Raw genomic sequence first — 15,969 nt, forward strand, 5'->3', positions numbered from 1 at the left:
ACCACAAACCCGGGCTTAATGGTTTTGTGGCAAATTTGAAGTTTTAAATGGTTGTATAAGATACAAACCTTGTAAATTAATTCATTAATCACTCAAGCCAATGATTTAACAGGTTTAACATCTGTATCTTGATCGTGCTGACGATAAAATGCCTTACCTAGACTTAAAATCAGGAAGATTGCCAAAACAAATACGATACCGTAGTAGGCATATAAAGTTGCAGGTGCCAAACCCTTGTCTAAAAACATACCTGCAACCGTTGGCGATATAATGGCACCAATTCGGCCAAACCCAATTGCGTAGCCCACTCCACGACTACGAATATTGGCATCGTAAATGGTTGGCGAAATTGAATACAAGCCTGCCACGCAGCCATTAATGAGTGTGCCAAGCAACAGCCCGACCACCAGTGCAATACTGACTTGCGATGAGACTGCCACAAAGAGCCAGACACATGCAGCGGTTAAACCTAAAAACACACTGAGCGCATAGAAAATTTTGACACGTGAGGCCAGTAAGCCAATAATTGCCGCACCAAAAATTCCACCAATACTAATTAAAATACCCGTACTCACGCCTTGATCTGGTGACATTCCCATGCTGATCAAAATCTTTGGTGTCCAGCTCATGACAAAATAGAATCCGAACATCACCAAAAAGAATGAAAACCAAAGGCATAAGGTTAAAAAGCCTTGTTTACCCTGAAACAGTTTTGCAATATCACCTGCTTCTTTGGTGCCATTTTTATCGTAGATTGGCAAGGTGTCTAAGCGAACTAACCCCATACGCTGCATGACGGCATTGATTTTTTCGAGTGCTTGTTTTGGTTTTTTAGCCAATAAATAATCCAGCGAATCTGGCAATACCCAATAACTCACCAGCAACATCAGCAGTGTTGTCGCGCCACCTGCCAAGAAAATCGAGCGCCAGCCTAAGTGTTCAACAAAGGCCAAAGACAATACACCACCCAGAGTTGCGCCAATCCCATAACCTGTTGACATGAGACTCACTGCAAGGCTACGCCATCTTAGATTGGCATACTCGCTCGCCAATACGTTACTACTGGCCAAGATACCACCCACACCAATACCCGTAATAAAGCGCAATGCAGCCAACATGCCATGACTGGTCACAAAGGCACATGCCAACATACTAAGGCCGGAAATCCCCAAACAAATCAGAATCAGAAAACGGCGACCAATTTTATCTGCCAATGGCGCTAAAAAGATGGAGCCTGCGGCCATACCGAACAGGCCAGCGCTGAGTAACATTCCAATTTGCGCACCTGAAAGTGACCACTCAGCAGAAACTGACGGTGCGGTAAAGGCCATCACCATCACATCAAAGCCATCAATGATATTCAAACAAATACAGATCCCGATCACAAACCACTGATAGCGGCTCATGGGGTTTTGATTAATTTCGCTGAGTACGTCTCGTTGCATGTGGGTATCTCCATGTCTGGACAGCGATACACGCCACATTTAACAGTATAAATGCCGGGTGATTATGCATATCCATATCCATAATTGCCTAAAAGGAATTAAATAACTAAAAATAAATAACGGTAGTGTTCAGGTCTCTGGAGCGTCCTGCTCATGTTAAATAGTGATCAACTCGATTGATCAAAGCAACAATTTCCAGATTTTATTGTTCGATAAACGTACAAATAAATTGATGATCGTACATTTAATTTGTTTTTCTCAAGCGAAGCTTCAAGTTCAGTAAAATAACTTCATTTCCTCAAATATGGATCCAATATTGCTTTTCCAATTGGATCTATGGAATTTTTTATTTATGACTTAAATGTGGATTAAACTTATCTTATTTAAATAAAAAAATAATGAATCATGAAATAATTACTGAACTATGTAAAAAAAACATACAAATTTAATTTTGTTTTAAAGAAAAATCTAAATTGACGAACAGTCAAAACTCAATTAAATTGGATCCAATAAGTGATAAGGAGCTGTCACAAATGTTTATAAAAAATGCATGGTACGTCGCCTGCCGTCCAGAAGATCTTCAGGACAAGCCATTAGGTCGAACTATTTGTGGTGAAAAAATCGTCTTTTATCGTGCCAAAGAAAATAAAGTGGCTGCTGTAGAAGATTTCTGTCCGCATCGCGGCGCACCGCTGTCACTCGGTTATGTCGAAGATGGTCATCTGGTTTGTGGCTATCACGGCTTGGTCATGGGCTGCGATGGAAAAACTGTCGCAATGCCAGCACAACGGGTGAATGGTTTTCCGTGCAATAAAGCCTATGCTGCTGTGGAAAAATACGGTTTTATCTGGGTTTGGCCAGGCGATATTGCGTTGGCAGACGAGAGCACGCTTCCAGAACTTGAATGGGCCGATCATCCCGAATGGGGCTATGGCGGAGGTCTGTTTCATATCCAGTGTGATTATCGATTAATGATTGATAATCTGATGGATCTCACCCACGAAACCTACGTACATTCGAGTAGTATTGGTCAAAAAGAAATTGACGAAGCTTTGCCTGTGACCAAGGTCGACGGCGATCATGTGATTACTGAACGCTATATGGAAAATGTGATTGCCCCACCGTTTTGGAAAATGGCATTGCGTGGCAACCATTTGGCCGATGATATTCCGGTTGATCGCTGGCAGCGCTGCCATTTTTATGCACCAAGTAATGTACATATTGAGGTGGGCGTGGCGCATGCAGGTTATGGCGGATATCATGCACCTACAGACAAGAAAGTCTCGGCGATTGTGGTCGACTTTATTACGCCTGAAACTGAAACGTCGCATTGGTATTTTTGGGGAATGGCACGTCACTTTCAGCCCGAAAATCATGAATTGACCGATCAAATTCGTGAAGGTCAAGGCAAAATCTTTACCGAAGATTTGCAAATGCTGGAACAACAACAACAAAACATTTTGAACAATCCGCACAGAAAATTATTAATGTTGAATATCGATGCGGGTGGTGTTCAATCACGAAAAATTATTGAGCGTCTGCTGGCCAAAGAAACAACGCCACCGCCAGATCTTCAAGATCGCCAGTTTCCCAATATTCGTGTGATATAAGGCAGCATGACATGGACGTGATCATTGATAAAATTCATCAGCTCACTGCACATATTCGTGCTTTTGAGTTGGTCTCGACACAGGGCGATTCGCTTCCAGCTTTTTCGGCAGGTGCGCATATCGATGTGCATTTAAAAAACGGATTCACTCGCCAATACTCACTTTCAAACTGTAGCAGTGAAAGACATCGTTACGTGATTGGCGTGTTACACGATGAACATTCACGTGGCGGTTCGCGCTGTATGCATCTGGATTATGCTGAAGGTGATCGTTTACAGATTAGTCCACCACGTAATTTGTTTGAGCTGCATCCGCAAACTGGCCGCGCCATGTTATTTGCTGGGGGAATTGGCATCACACCGATCTTATCGATGGCCTATCAATTAAAGCGTGAACAGATTCCATTTGAGCTGCATTATTTTGTGCGGCACCACGAAATGCTTGCATTTTATGGCAATTTAACCACACATTTTCCAGATCATCTTCATTTACATATTCAAGATCAGCCTGAAACGGCGTGCAATATGGCGCAGGTATTAGCCGATGCCAACACAGACCATCATCTCTATGTTTGTGGCCCGACAGGTTTTATGCAGTTTGTGATGGATGCAGCCGTTGAGGCGGGTTGGTCGAATGCACAATTGCATCAGGAACATTTTGCTGCTGCACCAGTCGATCAAACCAGTAATCGGCCTTTTCGAATTGAAGTCCTCAGTTCAGGCCAAACCATTGAGGTTCCGGCCAATCAGACAGCAACCCAAGCACTGCTTGCGCATGGTTTTGATGTGCCTATTTCATGTGAACAAGGCGTATGCGGAACCTGTATAACCCGTGTACTTGCTGGCATTCCAGAGCATCGCGATGTGTTTATGACAGATGAAGAGCATGCGTCAAATCAGTATTTTACGCCATGCTGCTCAAGAGCCAAGTCAGAGACCTTGGTAATCGAGCTTGGATAAAAGGTTTTCTCCTATACATCTTAAGCCCATGTATAGGAGTTTTTTAATCTGCAATCAGATGCCGAACAGTCTCGCCCAAAATGGCAACACTGCTATGTTCGCGCATCAGGTTTTCAGCACGCCCCGCTTGTCGATGCAACAGCGCATCGAAAATGGAGCAATGCTGCAAATGTGCGTAATGCAAACGGCGATATTCTGAAAGCGCCTGAGATGAATCGAAGGTAATGGCTTGCGCTGACGCAAAAGGCAGTTGATTATTTTTAGCGAGTGCCTGCATCAGGGCAATATTTTTTGCCCCTTGAAGAATCGTGTCATGAAAAATCGCATTAAAATGATCATAGGTTTCTATCTCTGCGTCGCCGAAACTGCTGTGCGCTGCAAAAAGCTTTTCGATTTCTTCAATACAGCTTTTAAGTGTGCTTTTCTGCTCATCGTTTAAGCCTTTTTCTGCCAAGGTTTTGGCTGCCAAACCTTCGAGTACACCACGCACTTCAATCGCATCTTGAATCAACTGGTCAGAAATTTCACGTACCACATAACCACGCGTAGGATTCTTGATCAAGAGTCCTTCTTGTTCGAGCAGTCGAAAAGCCATACGCACTGGCTGACGCGATACACCCAGTAGTTCAGCCGTTGGAATTTCAGCAATCCGACTCCCGCCTGCAAGTTCGCCAGCAATAATCATTTTTCTGAGTTTTATTAAGACTTGTTGTCCTGAAGACATTTGCGCCACTTTTTAGCAATCAAGAATCCATTCGATGCTATCAATTTAACGCGTGTTCTGACAATGATAATTATGTGAGTTTTGCTTTAAATTTGAGTGATTTAATGACAAAACAGCCTCAATTTTGATGACTGTCTTGTCAAAAAAAATGACTTGTAAATGAAATCAATATTTTCCAGAAAAATTGGCACTGACACGCTGTGCTAAATAATCTTTGGCGGTAATGTCGGGATACTTGCCTTGAGGGCTTTGAATCAGCACATCCTCATTGGCTTGACAGAAAAATGCAAGGCTATAGCGAGCGCCTTGGTATTCATCATCGGCTGGATTTTTGACACGATGGAAATTAGATGGCAATAAATCATCACTCCAGCGGGTGAGCATATCGCCAATGTTGCAGGTAATAACATCTTTACATGGCTCAATCGAGGTCCACTCCTGCTCGTCCATTTCTTTGCCCGGACACACCTGCAAGCCCCCTTGGCCTTCTTGCTGAAATAATAATGTTAAACAGTCAAAATCGGTGTGTGCGCCTGCACGCCATAATCCTAGTTCTTCTTTGAGCGCAGGATCAACCGCATAATAGTGCAGCATGCGTAAGGTACTTTGATAACTTGACTGCGAAGGATCATGTGCCTGTGTGAAAAACTCTTCTGCAAAACCGAGTTTATAGGCAAAGCAGGATAAAATTTTCATTCCTACCGACCAGCACTTTTGTTCAAAATCGAGCATATCGGTTTTAAAGTATGGAAGTTCTTGTTCGGTTGGCCAAAGCTGTTGCATGCGTGGCCAGGTAATTTGATAGGACTCTTTCTGATCGGGTGTTTGTGTAGAGGGCCGAATTTGCGCTTTGCTTTCCCATCCGGCATTACGTGTTAAGGGATACTGTGCTTTGATATCTCGCGGTAAGGCAAAAAATTGCTCGGCCATTTTAAAAGCATGATCGATATCTTGGCTTGAAATTCCATGGTTATACACCTGAAAAAAACCGATTTCGATTGCAGCAGACCAGAGCTGATCGGCAATTTCGTATTTGCGCTGCTCAAAGTCACTTAAATCGATCATTCGGATTTCACGTTGGGTTTCGGTGCCTATACTGCCCATCCGTGATTCTTTTTGTAGTTCCTGCATTGAAAATTCAGCTTTTGGGTAATGTCGACTGTTCATTTTTATCACTCACATTCAAGTAAATTTTAATGACATGACCCAATACGCTAAAATGATAGTCAAGTATTGAGTCACACTAAACGTCACGCCTTTTTCAAGCTAACGCTTAGAGCAATGACCCACATACTCGTTTTTTATATGTTGACAGCTTCTACTCTCAATTAAATTAAGCAAATACTATGCCAATCTAAAATTGTAAAAAATCATAATGAAACGCAAGATTAAAGGCCCATTCTACCCTGCGCTGCATCAGATTGTGGCAATGTCGGCTGTTTAACTGCATTATGAGTGTGCATGCCTTAATTTTCAGGCAAAAAAAAGCCACATCTGAGGGTGTGGCGAAGGGTATTTCAAGATGCCGATTGGAGATTGGCATAAGCTGCTAGGCTTGATAAGAAGATTAGTGCTCAGAACTTAATTCAAACTTAATTTTATGCAGCGAAATGTAATCATCGCATATTATTTTCATCTTATTGAAAACGATAATTGAGCGTTACAAACATTTCGCGCGGATTACCCGGCGTCACCCATTCGTCTTTTAAACTAGACACGTAATACGCTTGATTAAACAGATTCTTCAAACTGAACTGAAAACTGAGCTGAGGCGTCACCTGATAGGCAGCGTTTAAATGCACCAAAGTATAAGCTGGAAGATTAAAACCATTGTCATATACATTGCCTGAGCGCTTTGACAGATATTGAATATTGCTGCCTACAGCAACTTTTTGCTCACCAGACTGCCAAAGATCATACATCATCATCAGGCTGGCATTATGTTTCGGGCTATTGAGTAGCGCACTGCCCTTTTGAATGCCCGAAGCCGCTTCAGTTTTTGATACCTTAGCATCAATATAGGCATAGGCCAGTTTTAGGTTGAGTGCATCGATGGGCTGAGCGGTGGAGTCCCATTCGATACCGCGACTGCTTTCCTCTGCGGCAGTGATCATGTACGACGAGTCAACAGGATTGGTGGTGAGAACATTTTGCTTCTTGATTTGAAAAATAGACCATGATGACATTAGGCGATCATCAAAGGCACTTTTTTTCATGCCAAGTTCATAGGTCCATGCTTTTTCGGGTGCAAACGGTTGTTGCTGGATATCTAAGCCAGAATTTAAGTGAAAGGATTGCCCAGCACTTACAAATACTGAAGTGGCATCGTCCACTCGATAATTCAGTGCAGCTTTCGGGCTCCACTGAGTAAAGCGTTGCTGACCCGATGTCTGCGCCACAACCTCGTTATAACGTTGCTGATAATAATCGAAACGACTCGCAAGCAATAAAGTCCACTTAGGTGAAAACTCAATCGCATCACTTAAGCTCAGTGCCACATTATTTTGACGCTCATGTGTGTTGTAAACACTCGACACCGCCGGTAAATTAATCCCGTATTGAGGATGGTAAATATTGATCAGACTCTCGGTCGATCCTTTTTTGCGATAACGCAGCAAATGGTTTTGAATGGTCAAATCGCTATAGCTTAGCCCAATCGACCAGCGATGCTTGGCCTGTGCTGTTTCTAGCTCACCTTGTACATCATGGTTAAACAGATAACTGGTGGTGTCGTAGATACGATAGCGTCGCTCACGATTGAGATCACCCTGTGCATTTAAAAGTTGATAAGCTTCAGACGAAAATCCACGCCAAGTGTTGTCTTTGTAGTTAACGGTGCTGGTACTGGTCCAATTATTGGCCCATTGGTGGCGAAGTCTAAGCTGCTGCAAATAATCATTCATGGTCATCAGACCATCGTCTTTTTCACCCAAAAAACGTGTATTGGGAATTTTCCCCAACTGCTGGTTCACAGCGGTCACTCCCCGATCGAACAGGCTGTTGATGACTGTATATTCGCTGTCATAGTCAAGTTGCGTCGCATCATTGGGTTGCCAAGTCAGTTGAGGTGCTACGAACAATCGATTGTTTTTCACTTCATCTCGAAAGCTGTGGTTGTTTTCATATGCCACCCCAATACGATACGCCACAGTGTCGGTTAACGCATTGCTAGCATCAATTGCGGTACGGTACTGATCATAGGAGCCACCCCGAAGCTCGATACTATACTCTGGATGAAATTGCGGTTTTTTGGTCACAATATTGACGGTTCCGCCCGGATCACCCGCACCATAAAGTGCAGCTTCTGGCCCTTTTAAAAACTCGATTCGCTCAATATTAATCAAATCATGCGCAGCATTCAGCCCCAGATACGCATTGACTCCATTTCGTAACGCGGCAGCACCAATGGTCTGATCGGTATTGAAACCACGAAACGAATAATTGTCCCAAAGCCCTCCTAAAGGGTTGAGTAAACTCACACCACTGACCAAGCCAATCACATCCCCAACACGCTGTGCATTACTGTCTCGGAGCATCGCCTGATTCACCACCTGAACATTCTGCGGAGTTTGAAATGGGTCGGTTCCCGACTTTGTGGCCTCAGAGCTAAGCGTATTTAAATAAGAATGATCTTCCGATTGTGCCATGACCTGAAGCGTCTGCAATACCGCGGTTTCTTGCGCATACCCCGTGTGTAGCACACAAAAAAATGGTACAAATGAATATAAAAAGTGCCTGCTACGCAGTTTCATTTTGGTGATCCAACAGTTGCAATTACGATAAATTACAATAAAATACCATCTTGTACACAAGTTTGTATAAGTCGTTTGACGTATTTTTTCCAATCTGCTCCCCGAGCGCGATGCCTAAACTATGACCGCTGAATTTTTTGGTTTATTTCGATGCATTTTTTTACTGACGTTTATGGGATTGGTATGCGCTGCCTGTACGCCTGTACATGTACCGTCAGATCAGGCAAATACAGTTCAAATAGATGTGACAGACCGATACGGCAATAGAGTTCAACTGCAAAAGCCAGCACAGCGGATTGTGTGCCTGTTTGAGGCCAGCGTCGATGATTTGTATATGCTGGGTGCAGGTTCGGCACTGGTGGGCATTCCTGCCAAAATCTACAGCGCGCCGGATCTGTATCGCGCTTATTCCATTTTGGATCGACGTATTGCCCAAAAACAAATTGCAACGCCAAGTAACTGGGAAGCCTCGACCAATATTGAAAGTGTGGTTGCACTACAACCCGATCTGGTCGTGGTCAATGCTGGCCAGACCGACGTGATCAAGGTATTACAAAAAATGCAGATTCCGGTATATGCCGTGATGTCGGAAAATCTGCAACAAACCCGAAAAGAATTACATGATTTAGGCACCCTGACAGGACGCACTAAGCGTGCTCAGCAATTACTTCAGTTTATTGATGCTGAAATTGCCGCGATGAATGCCAAAAAACACAATACAACGCAGCAAAAAACCGTGTACTACGGCTGGTCTGGAGGGCGGATTTTCTCGACCTCGGGCATCGACTCTATGCCCAATACTGTCATGACACTTGCCGGGGCACGTAATGTGGTCACCACTTCAATTGATCAACCCAATGTCAATCCAGAGAAACTTCTGGAATGGAATCCGGATGTGATTTTACTGTGGAACAGTCGTCCTGAGCAGATTTATGAGCGCCCAGAACTAAGCACCTTAAGTGCCGTTCGGCAACGGCAGGTGTATAGCTTGCGTCCTGCGTTTTTGTTTAATCCGCATACACCCAAAATTCTGTTGGCTGCCAATCAGTTACAACACTGGTTATCTGGTTCAGTCGATGTGCATCAAGATGCAGCGCACGATATGCAGCGGATTTTAAGTGAATTTTATGGAGCAACGCATGCCGCCCAACTCATCCACATGGCTCAATCCAAGGAATAATCAGTGAAGTCTTCTGTTTCTGTTTTGATTTATCTGCTCCCTGTTCCGCTGATTATCTTTTCTTTGTTGATTGGGCCATCTGAACAATTTGGTTTACGTGATTTTAGCTATGCACTTTATGCCTTTTTTAGCACGCCAAACCATTTGAGCAATATTGAACTCGCGCGACTAGAACTCATGCAAAACATTATTGTAAATGTTCGAATGCCACGGGTCTTTCTTACCTTTTTAGTTGGCGCTGCACTGGCATCATCGGGTAATACCCTGCAAGCCTTGTTTCGAAATCCATTGGTAGATTCTTATGTTTTGGGTATTTCGTCTGGCGCGGCTTTAGGTGCTGCGCTTGCACTGCTCACTGGCTGGCTCCCAGTTCAGGTATCTGCATTTTTATTTGGTATTTTAGCCGTATGTATGACCTATGGTTTTGCCCAGCAACGCTATGAAAAAAGTTCGGTGGTGGTGATTTTGCTTTCCGGCATGATTGTTTCTGGGCTGTTTATCGCAGGACTCAGTATTGTGCAGTACTTGAGCGATCCTTATAAATTACAGGCAATTGTACAATGGACTATGGGCAATTTGCATCAAGCCACATGGGACAAAGTCGAACAGGCTGTTTTACCGATTGCCCTGTCTTTACTGGGTATGTATGGCATGCGCTGGCGGCTGAATTTGCTGGCACTGGGTCAGCTTGAAGCCCAAGCGGTTGGCGTCGACCCAAGGCGAGATCAGTTTTTGTTGGTGTTATTTGTGACCCTAGCCACCTCATCCTCTGTGGCAGTTGCCGGCATTATTAGTCTTTACGGACTCTTTGTACCGCACGTCGTGCGTATGCTGATTGGGCCAGATAATGCCAAAACTGTTCCCGCGAACATTTTTTTGGGTGGATCATTTTTGTTGATTATCGATAATCTGTCTCGGACATTTTCAACCTTTGAAATTCCAATCGGAATTTTTACGATGCTGCTCGGTGCTCCCTTGTTTTTATATCTTATTCGTCGTTATCGCATGAACTGGGCTTGATGGTTATGAGTACAATTTCAATTCAACAAGTCAATTTTGCCTACCAGAAAAAAACGGTGCTGCACGACATTCAGCTCGAATTCCAGTCCAATTGTTTTTCTGTACTACTCGGTCGAAACGGAAGTGGTAAATCGACACTATTTAATCTGATGGCCGGTATTTATCCACTTCAGTCAGGTCAAATTTTATTTGATGGTCAGCCCTTGGCAAAGCTCAAAGGAAAACAGCGGGCGATGCAACTGGGTTTTCTTGCACAAAGCCATCGTAGTATTTTTAATTTTAAAGTATTAGATGTGGTGCTGACTGGTCGTGCTGCTTTTTCGGGTTATGCGCCTTCACAAATCGATCGCGATCAAGCCTATGAAGCCCTTCGCATGCTGGAAATTGAGCATTTACAAGATCGCGATTACACCACGCTATCGGGTGGTGAGCGCCAACTGGTCATGATTGCACGCATCTTGACGCAAAACCCCAAAGTCATTTTACTCGATGAACCCACCAATCATCTGGATGTGTACTATCAGGCTTTTCTCATGCAAAAACTGCACGAGTTGTCGCGTCGAGGCTATACCATTGTGGCCATTATGCATGATCCGAATCTTGCATTTTTATATGCAGATGAGTTTTTCTTTATTAAAGACAGCCAGATTATTCGCGCACAAGACAAAGCACAGGCCGCTGAGGCTGATTTTTTGGCTCAGGTTTATGATTTACCGTTTCAGCAAGCCTATGTGGGCACCCACAAAATCGTCATGCCAAAACGCCGGGAAATCAGTGAATGACACTGAGCATTTGCAAGGTAATATTTTTTACTTCATTGATGCTCTCAAGCACATGGTGCTCGGCCAAGTGAATGGCCTGTTCGGCATCTTTATTTAAGATACACCGTAAAATCGCACCATGATCTTCGTATGCATGCGTAACATCTAATGCCTTCATGGCCCCCAGACTCAGTACAATACGAATTTTTTCACTGGCCTCCTGATGAATCTTGGCAATTTGCTGATTACCGGCAGCACGTACTAAAGCACAGTGAAAGTCTTCACTTTGTAAGATCAACGCGGCAGTGTCTTTTAAATAGTGTTCGGGAGGAATCAGCCACATGGCCTGTAACGCTTGCAATGCGGGTAATTCTTGCGGCTGTTCGAGTGCACACAGACGTTTGACTGCTTCTTTTTCTAAAATCATGCGTAAATCAAAAAGTTCTTGGTAATACCTAAATTCGAGTGGACGAATTTCCCATCCACTTCGAAAATGCACATGCACAAAACCTTCCTGCTCCAGACGATACAATGCCTGTCGGATCGGGGTACGACTTGCGGCATAACGCTCGGCCAGATCGGTTTCTGTAAAACGCTGACCGGGTTTGAGTACAAAGCTAAAAATATCTTGTTTTAATTGTGCATAAATCAGATCCGAAATGTTATTGGATATTTTTTTTTCAGATGGTGCTTTGGACATGAGATAAACCAATACGGAACGTATAAGCGGCTCATTATAATGGCTTTTGAGATTGAACGTAGCCATGACTGCAACAAATAAATGCGTGCGGATTTAAGCCTGTCGAGATTTACACCAGAAAATGCCGTGCATGATGCAGCATATGCTCAGTTAAACGCTGTAACGGTTGCGATTGTTGTGACCAGTGATGCCAATATAACGGAATCTCGATGCTGTAATTAGGCATCAGATTGATCAGCGGTTGCTGGGTGGCTTTAAGCTGGAATTCGGGCACAATGCCATACCCCATGCCCAGTTGCACTGCGGTAAAATAAGACTCAGATGAAGGAATGACATGACACGGATAACTGCCTTGCGGTAGCCCAAACTGGCTTTCTAACACGTTAAAATGAATATGATCTTTCTCATTAAAAATAATGGCCGGTGCACTGCGTAGTTGTGTGCGATTGATTCCGTGTGCAAACCATTGCTGCGTAAAGGCCTGAGTCGCGACTAATTGATATTTCATTTTGCCAAGATACTGGGCCTGACAGCCTTTCATGGGGTTACTTTCCACCGAAATACAGCCACTGACAATGCCTTTTTGTAGCCATGAATAGGTGTGTGACTGATCATCAACCCGCAGTTGTAGCAGTATTTTTTCTTGAATAAGCACCGCATGTAATGCAGGCAATAACCATGTCGAAAGCGAATCGGCGTTGGTGGCAATGACGGCTTGAAAAAAACTGGCATTTTGCGGGCCAGCCAGCGTATGCATTAAATTCTGCTCCAGAAGACGTGTATGCTGTAAATGCTCAAACAGTTGCTGACCTGCTGGCGTCAGTGTGCATGGGCGTGCCCGAATCAAAAGCAATTGTCCGAGTTGTTTTTCCAGTGCTTGTACGCGCAGCGTAACCGCTGAAGGTGTAATACATAACGTATCGCCCGCCAAATCAAAACTACCGTGTTCTGCAACAGCCATAAATGCATCGCATTGCTTACTGTCTAACATAATCACCTAAATTTTTTTTAGTTATCTCGATATTTTCTTAGTATTACTGACTTTAATTAGAAAAACCATCTACCATTTATGACGTTGGATTCCGGTTAAAGGCACACGCTGACGTGGCTTGGGGTTACTTTTATTTTGTTTATGATCGAGTCACTATGAACGCTTTTTTTTCTGGCTTTGCCGTAGGGCTGTCGCTTATTGTCGCCATTGGTGCTCAAAATGCCTTCGTGCTCAAACAAGGGCTTAAACGTCAGCATGTATTTTGGGTGTGTCTGGTGTGTGCGTTGTCTGACTCTATTTTGATTTATCTGGGCGTTACTGGATTTTCAAAAATAATCATTCAGTTTCCAGCTTTATTAACCTGTGCCCAGTATTTCGGTGCGCTCTTTTTATTCTTATATGGCATAAAGCATTTTTACGCAGCATTGCAGTCATCGGTATTACGCCCGAGTGATCTGGAAAATCACCAGCTATTGCCTGTAATTGGGATCTGTCTGGCACTCACTTGGCTCAATCCACATGTGTACTTGGATACAGTAGTTTTGGTCGGCTCAATTTCTGTTCAATTTTCACCTCAAAATTATCTGTTCGCTGCCGGATGCATACTGGCATCTTGGTCTTTTTTCTTTTTACTCGGTTATGGTGCGCGGCTTGTATCACCTGTGTTTAACCGTCCACATGCATGGAAAGTACTTGATCTTATTATTGGATTTATCATGTGGGGAATTGCGCTGAATCTGATTCTGTAATACATAGCTGGTTTGCCTGTATGACCGACCAGCTGTGTACTCACCTATCAGTTACGATATTTTAAAGCGAAGCGAATTGTCTTGATAAATCGGCGTAATTTCCTGCCCATTTAAAGTCACTTTTTGATAGCTTCCCTGTAGCTTTTTGGCAGTCAGTACGGTGTAGATTCCTGCCGGCAAAGTGCTGCTGGTACGAATGTTTAACAGACCATTTAAGCTGGCAGTCTGGTCAATTTGTACGGCAGGTTGCATTGCAGATTTAAAATCAACCAGAAGCGTTGAGCTAGCAAGCTGTGTAAAATTGCTCTTGAGGCGTAAAGTGGTTGTGGTATTGATATTTAAATTGCTATTAGCGCGTACATACACATCGCCTTGCCCTGCTGCATGTTCAGACAATAAACGAATCGTACCTTGAGTAATATCTATACCGCCCGTAAACGTATTGTTGCCATTTAAGCCGAGTGCGCCTGTTCCGAGTTTGGTGAGTTTTCCGGCTCCAGAAATATCATTGCCCCATTGATCAGACTGGTTAAAGCCACCTAATGCGGCATCCATGGTCAGTGTTACATCACCATTAAAATTGCCATAACCTGCACCAGCTTTAAACAGATTTAAGCGCCCATAACCTTCGGCATCATCCATCACAGGATAACCTGATGCAATTGCGGTCGACTTTAAGACCACACGGCGCTGGTTGGCAGTTAAGTAAGGAAAGCGGGTTTCGAGTAAGACCTCTGCACCTTTAGGCACATTTGCAACACGAGTTTTATCTGCAATTTGATTAAATCCATACGTCATCCACAGGCTGACTTTATCTTTTAATGTGTTTAGATCTGCGAACCGATCGTTTTGATCGTAAGGTGTTTTTGCTACAGCATAAAAGGCTTCAAAATTTGTAGTATTGGTGGCTTTCATCAACTGAGTTTGTGCCTGCTGATAGGCCTGTTGGCGCTTTTCAGGCGTCATGGCATTGAGGTTTGCGACATCGGCAGCAATAGACTGAATACGCCCACCGACTACATCAAGTGCCGAGTGCATCCCCGCAATAATACGCGAATCGCCCAAATCCATTCCGCGTGCGATCAGCTCCTGATAGCGCTGCGGCACCAGATATGCCATTGCAATGGCATTTCGACCCGCTTCGGCGGTATGACCACTTGGAAAACCGCCATCGGTATTGGGTGTATTGCTCTTGGCCGATTCTAAACTAGGCACCACGATGACATCGCGGCTCCAACGATACGGACGTGCATATTTATAAAATCGCTTGGCTGACTCTGTCGATGCGTTGGTTCCCATGGCCTGAATAAACTCGACCACCTGACCAAAATCGAGATTGCCTTGAGCGGTTGTTAGGCCCGAGTTATTGCCTTGGTCGTCATATTTCACCTGCTGTGCATCAGCGGGTACAGCATTGATGGTGGTGGTTTGCCCAGTCAGTTTGCGCCATGGATCTGTCAGTGCGCCCAAACCAGTGGTCACGCTATAGCTTTTACCTCGTCGATCATCGAGATAGGCACGCACAGCATCTTCTGCGCTGCGATTATGTGTGGTTTGTACGGAATAATTGATATTGTAATTGAGTACTTCTGCATTTTTTTTGGTTCCATCTGTACTATCACCCGGAATTCCAGTCCAGTTTGAGGCTTTCACCGCTGGAAATCCGTCTCGTGCTTCAGCAGATACGCCTGCATCGACCAATAAACTCGAAGGTGTCCAGACATCAAGATAACCACTTAAAACTCGAACGCCCGCATTGGTTTCAACTGTGGCATAACGCGCATCGCCTCGCTGGTTAGTCGCCCAAGAGTCGACCACTGCATTAAGATTCGACGAAACAGGTGCAGTATCTTCATAGCCCAAACCTTTGGGCGGCTGCGTGATAGCATCCGATGTGGTATCGGTATCATGATCATTACATCCTGTAAACAGCACGGAACAAGACAAAATCGAGAGGCAAAGCGCATTCAACTTGAAACTGGACATGGCGTCATCCATAAGCGTAAATAAAGATGCTATCTTTCAGTAAAAGTGTTTAATTTGTGTTAAATACGATCACATGATTTTGAGTCGATCTA

General features: G+C 44.0%; 13 protein-coding genes. 6 read left to right on the forward strand and 7 right to left on the reverse strand.

What is annotated here, in order from left to right:
* Window positions 1–92 precede the first annotated feature (92 nt).
* Window positions 93–1,445: an MFS transporter gene (locus ADA42_RS06460; protein ID WP_048764219.1), complete on the reverse strand. Its 1,353-nt coding sequence runs from the start codon at window positions 1,443–1,445 to the stop codon at window positions 93–95.
* Between the two features lie 533 nt (window positions 1,446–1,978).
* Between ADA42_RS06460 and ADA42_RS06465 the strand changes: the two genes are divergently transcribed.
* Both ADA42_RS06465 and ADA42_RS06470 read left to right on the forward strand, forming a co-directional pair.
* Window positions 1,979–3,055: an aromatic ring-hydroxylating oxygenase subunit alpha gene (locus tag ADA42_RS06465; protein WP_025095739.1), complete on the forward strand. Its 1,077-nt coding sequence runs from the start codon at window positions 1,979–1,981 to the stop codon at window positions 3,053–3,055.
* A gap of 11 nt (window positions 3,056–3,066) precedes the next feature.
* Window positions 3,067–4,014 (forward strand): PDR/VanB family oxidoreductase, encoded by a 948-nt coding sequence (locus ADA42_RS06470; protein ID WP_025095740.1) that lies wholly within the window; start codon window positions 3,067–3,069, stop codon window positions 4,012–4,014.
* A 43-nt stretch (window positions 4,015–4,057) separates the two neighbouring features.
* Here the strand turns inward: ADA42_RS06470 and ADA42_RS06475 are convergent, their stop codons facing one another.
* From ADA42_RS06475 to ADA42_RS06485, 3 genes are all read right to left on the reverse strand, one after another.
* On the reverse strand, window positions 4,058–4,738 hold the full coding sequence (locus tag ADA42_RS06475; protein ID WP_004946015.1) for a GntR family transcriptional regulator: 681 nt from the start codon (window positions 4,736–4,738) through the stop codon (window positions 4,058–4,060).
* A 165-nt stretch (window positions 4,739–4,903) separates the two neighbouring features.
* Window positions 4,904–5,905, reverse strand: a complete 1,002-nt coding sequence (locus ADA42_RS06480) for an isopenicillin N synthase family dioxygenase (RefSeq protein WP_048764223.1) — start codon at window positions 5,903–5,905, stop codon at window positions 4,904–4,906.
* A gap of 470 nt (window positions 5,906–6,375) precedes the next feature.
* The gene (locus ADA42_RS06485; protein ID WP_025095742.1) at window positions 6,376–8,490 is read right to left on the reverse strand and encodes a TonB-dependent siderophore receptor; all 2,115 of its coding nucleotides are present in this window, start codon (window positions 8,488–8,490) and stop codon (window positions 6,376–6,378) included.
* 121 nt (window positions 8,491–8,611) lie between these two features.
* Here ADA42_RS06485 and ADA42_RS06490 point away from each other — a divergent pair, with 121 nt between their 5' ends.
* Genes ADA42_RS06490 through ADA42_RS06500 form a run of 3 tightly spaced genes read left to right on the forward strand, consistent with a single transcriptional unit; the run spans window position 8,612 to window position 11,472 of the window.
* Window positions 8,612–9,670 (forward strand): ABC transporter substrate-binding protein, encoded by a 1,059-nt coding sequence (locus ADA42_RS06490; RefSeq protein WP_228137599.1) that lies wholly within the window; start codon window positions 8,612–8,614, stop codon window positions 9,668–9,670.
* 3 nt (window positions 9,671–9,673) lie between these two features.
* Complete coding sequence (locus ADA42_RS06495; protein ID WP_004935853.1) at window positions 9,674–10,690, forward strand: FecCD family ABC transporter permease; 1,017 nt, start codon at window positions 9,674–9,676, stop codon at window positions 10,688–10,690.
* A 5-nt stretch (window positions 10,691–10,695) separates the two neighbouring features.
* On the forward strand, window positions 10,696–11,472 hold the full coding sequence (locus ADA42_RS06500) for an ABC transporter ATP-binding protein (protein ID WP_029952374.1): 777 nt from the start codon (window positions 10,696–10,698) through the stop codon (window positions 11,470–11,472).
* Here ADA42_RS06500 and ADA42_RS06505 read toward each other — a convergent pair.
* Both ADA42_RS06505 and ADA42_RS06510 read right to left on the reverse strand, forming a co-directional pair.
* The gene (locus tag ADA42_RS06505) at window positions 11,462–12,151 is read right to left on the reverse strand and encodes a GntR family transcriptional regulator (protein ID WP_025095744.1); all 690 of its coding nucleotides are present in this window, start codon (window positions 12,149–12,151) and stop codon (window positions 11,462–11,464) included. The two genes, ADA42_RS06500 and ADA42_RS06505, sit on opposite strands and share 11 nt — an antisense overlap.
* 109 nt (window positions 12,152–12,260) lie before the next feature.
* Window positions 12,261–13,142 carry a LysR family transcriptional regulator ArgP gene (locus ADA42_RS06510; protein ID WP_025095745.1) on the reverse strand — a complete coding sequence of 294 codons (882 nt, stop codon included), beginning with the start codon at window positions 13,140–13,142 and terminating at the stop codon, window positions 12,261–12,263.
* Window positions 13,143–13,297: 155 nt separating this feature from the next.
* Here ADA42_RS06510 and ADA42_RS06515 point away from each other — a divergent pair, with 155 nt between their 5' ends.
* Window positions 13,298–13,891 (forward strand): LysE/ArgO family amino acid transporter, encoded by a 594-nt coding sequence (locus ADA42_RS06515; protein WP_025095746.1) that lies wholly within the window; start codon window positions 13,298–13,300, stop codon window positions 13,889–13,891.
* 51 nt (window positions 13,892–13,942) lie between these two features.
* Here the strand turns inward: ADA42_RS06515 and ADA42_RS06520 are convergent, their stop codons facing one another.
* The gene (locus tag ADA42_RS06520; protein ID WP_025095747.1) at window positions 13,943–15,877 is read right to left on the reverse strand and encodes an acid phosphatase; all 1,935 of its coding nucleotides are present in this window, start codon (window positions 15,875–15,877) and stop codon (window positions 13,943–13,945) included.
* Window positions 15,878–15,969: the final 92 nt, after the last annotated feature.

The organism is Acinetobacter sp. 243_ASPC, assembly GCF_001054715.1.
Lineage (GTDB): Bacteria > Pseudomonadota > Gammaproteobacteria > Pseudomonadales > Moraxellaceae > Acinetobacter > Acinetobacter soli.

Bases quoted from the DNA above. Each gene is read 5' to 3' on its own strand.
- ADA42_RS06460 (WP_048764219.1), bottom strand. From the start codon at position 1,445: ATGCAACGAGACGTACTCAGCGAAATTAATCAAAACCCCATGAGCCGC.
- ADA42_RS06465 (WP_025095739.1), top strand. From the start codon at position 1,979: ATGTTTATAAAAAATGCATGGTACGTCGCCTGCCGTCCAGAAGATCTT.
- ADA42_RS06470 (WP_025095740.1), top strand. From the start codon at position 3,067: ATGGACGTGATCATTGATAAAATTCATCAGCTCACTGCACATATTCGT.
- ADA42_RS06475 (WP_004946015.1), bottom strand. From the start codon at position 4,738: ATGTCTTCAGGACAACAAGTCTTAATAAAACTCAGAAAAATGATTATT.
- ADA42_RS06480 (WP_048764223.1), bottom strand. From the start codon at position 5,905: ATGAACAGTCGACATTACCCAAAAGCTGAATTTTCAATGCAGGAACTA.
- ADA42_RS06485 (WP_025095742.1), bottom strand. From the start codon at position 8,490: ATGAAACTGCGTAGCAGGCACTTTTTATATTCATTTGTACCATTTTTT.
- ADA42_RS06490 (WP_228137599.1), top strand. From the start codon at position 8,612: ATGACCGCTGAATTTTTTGGTTTATTTCGATGCATTTTTTTACTGACG.
- ADA42_RS06500 (WP_029952374.1), top strand. From the start codon at position 10,696: ATGAGTACAATTTCAATTCAACAAGTCAATTTTGCCTACCAGAAAAAA.
- ADA42_RS06505 (WP_025095744.1), bottom strand. From the start codon at position 12,151: ATGTCCAAAGCACCATCTGAAAAAAAAATATCCAATAACATTTCGGAT.
- ADA42_RS06510 (WP_025095745.1), bottom strand. From the start codon at position 13,142: ATGTTAGACAGTAAGCAATGCGATGCATTTATGGCTGTTGCAGAACAC.
- ADA42_RS06515 (WP_025095746.1), top strand. From the start codon at position 13,298: ATGAACGCTTTTTTTTCTGGCTTTGCCGTAGGGCTGTCGCTTATTGTC.
- ADA42_RS06520 (WP_025095747.1), bottom strand. From the start codon at position 15,877: ATGTCCAGTTTCAAGTTGAATGCGCTTTGCCTCTCGATTTTGTCTTGT.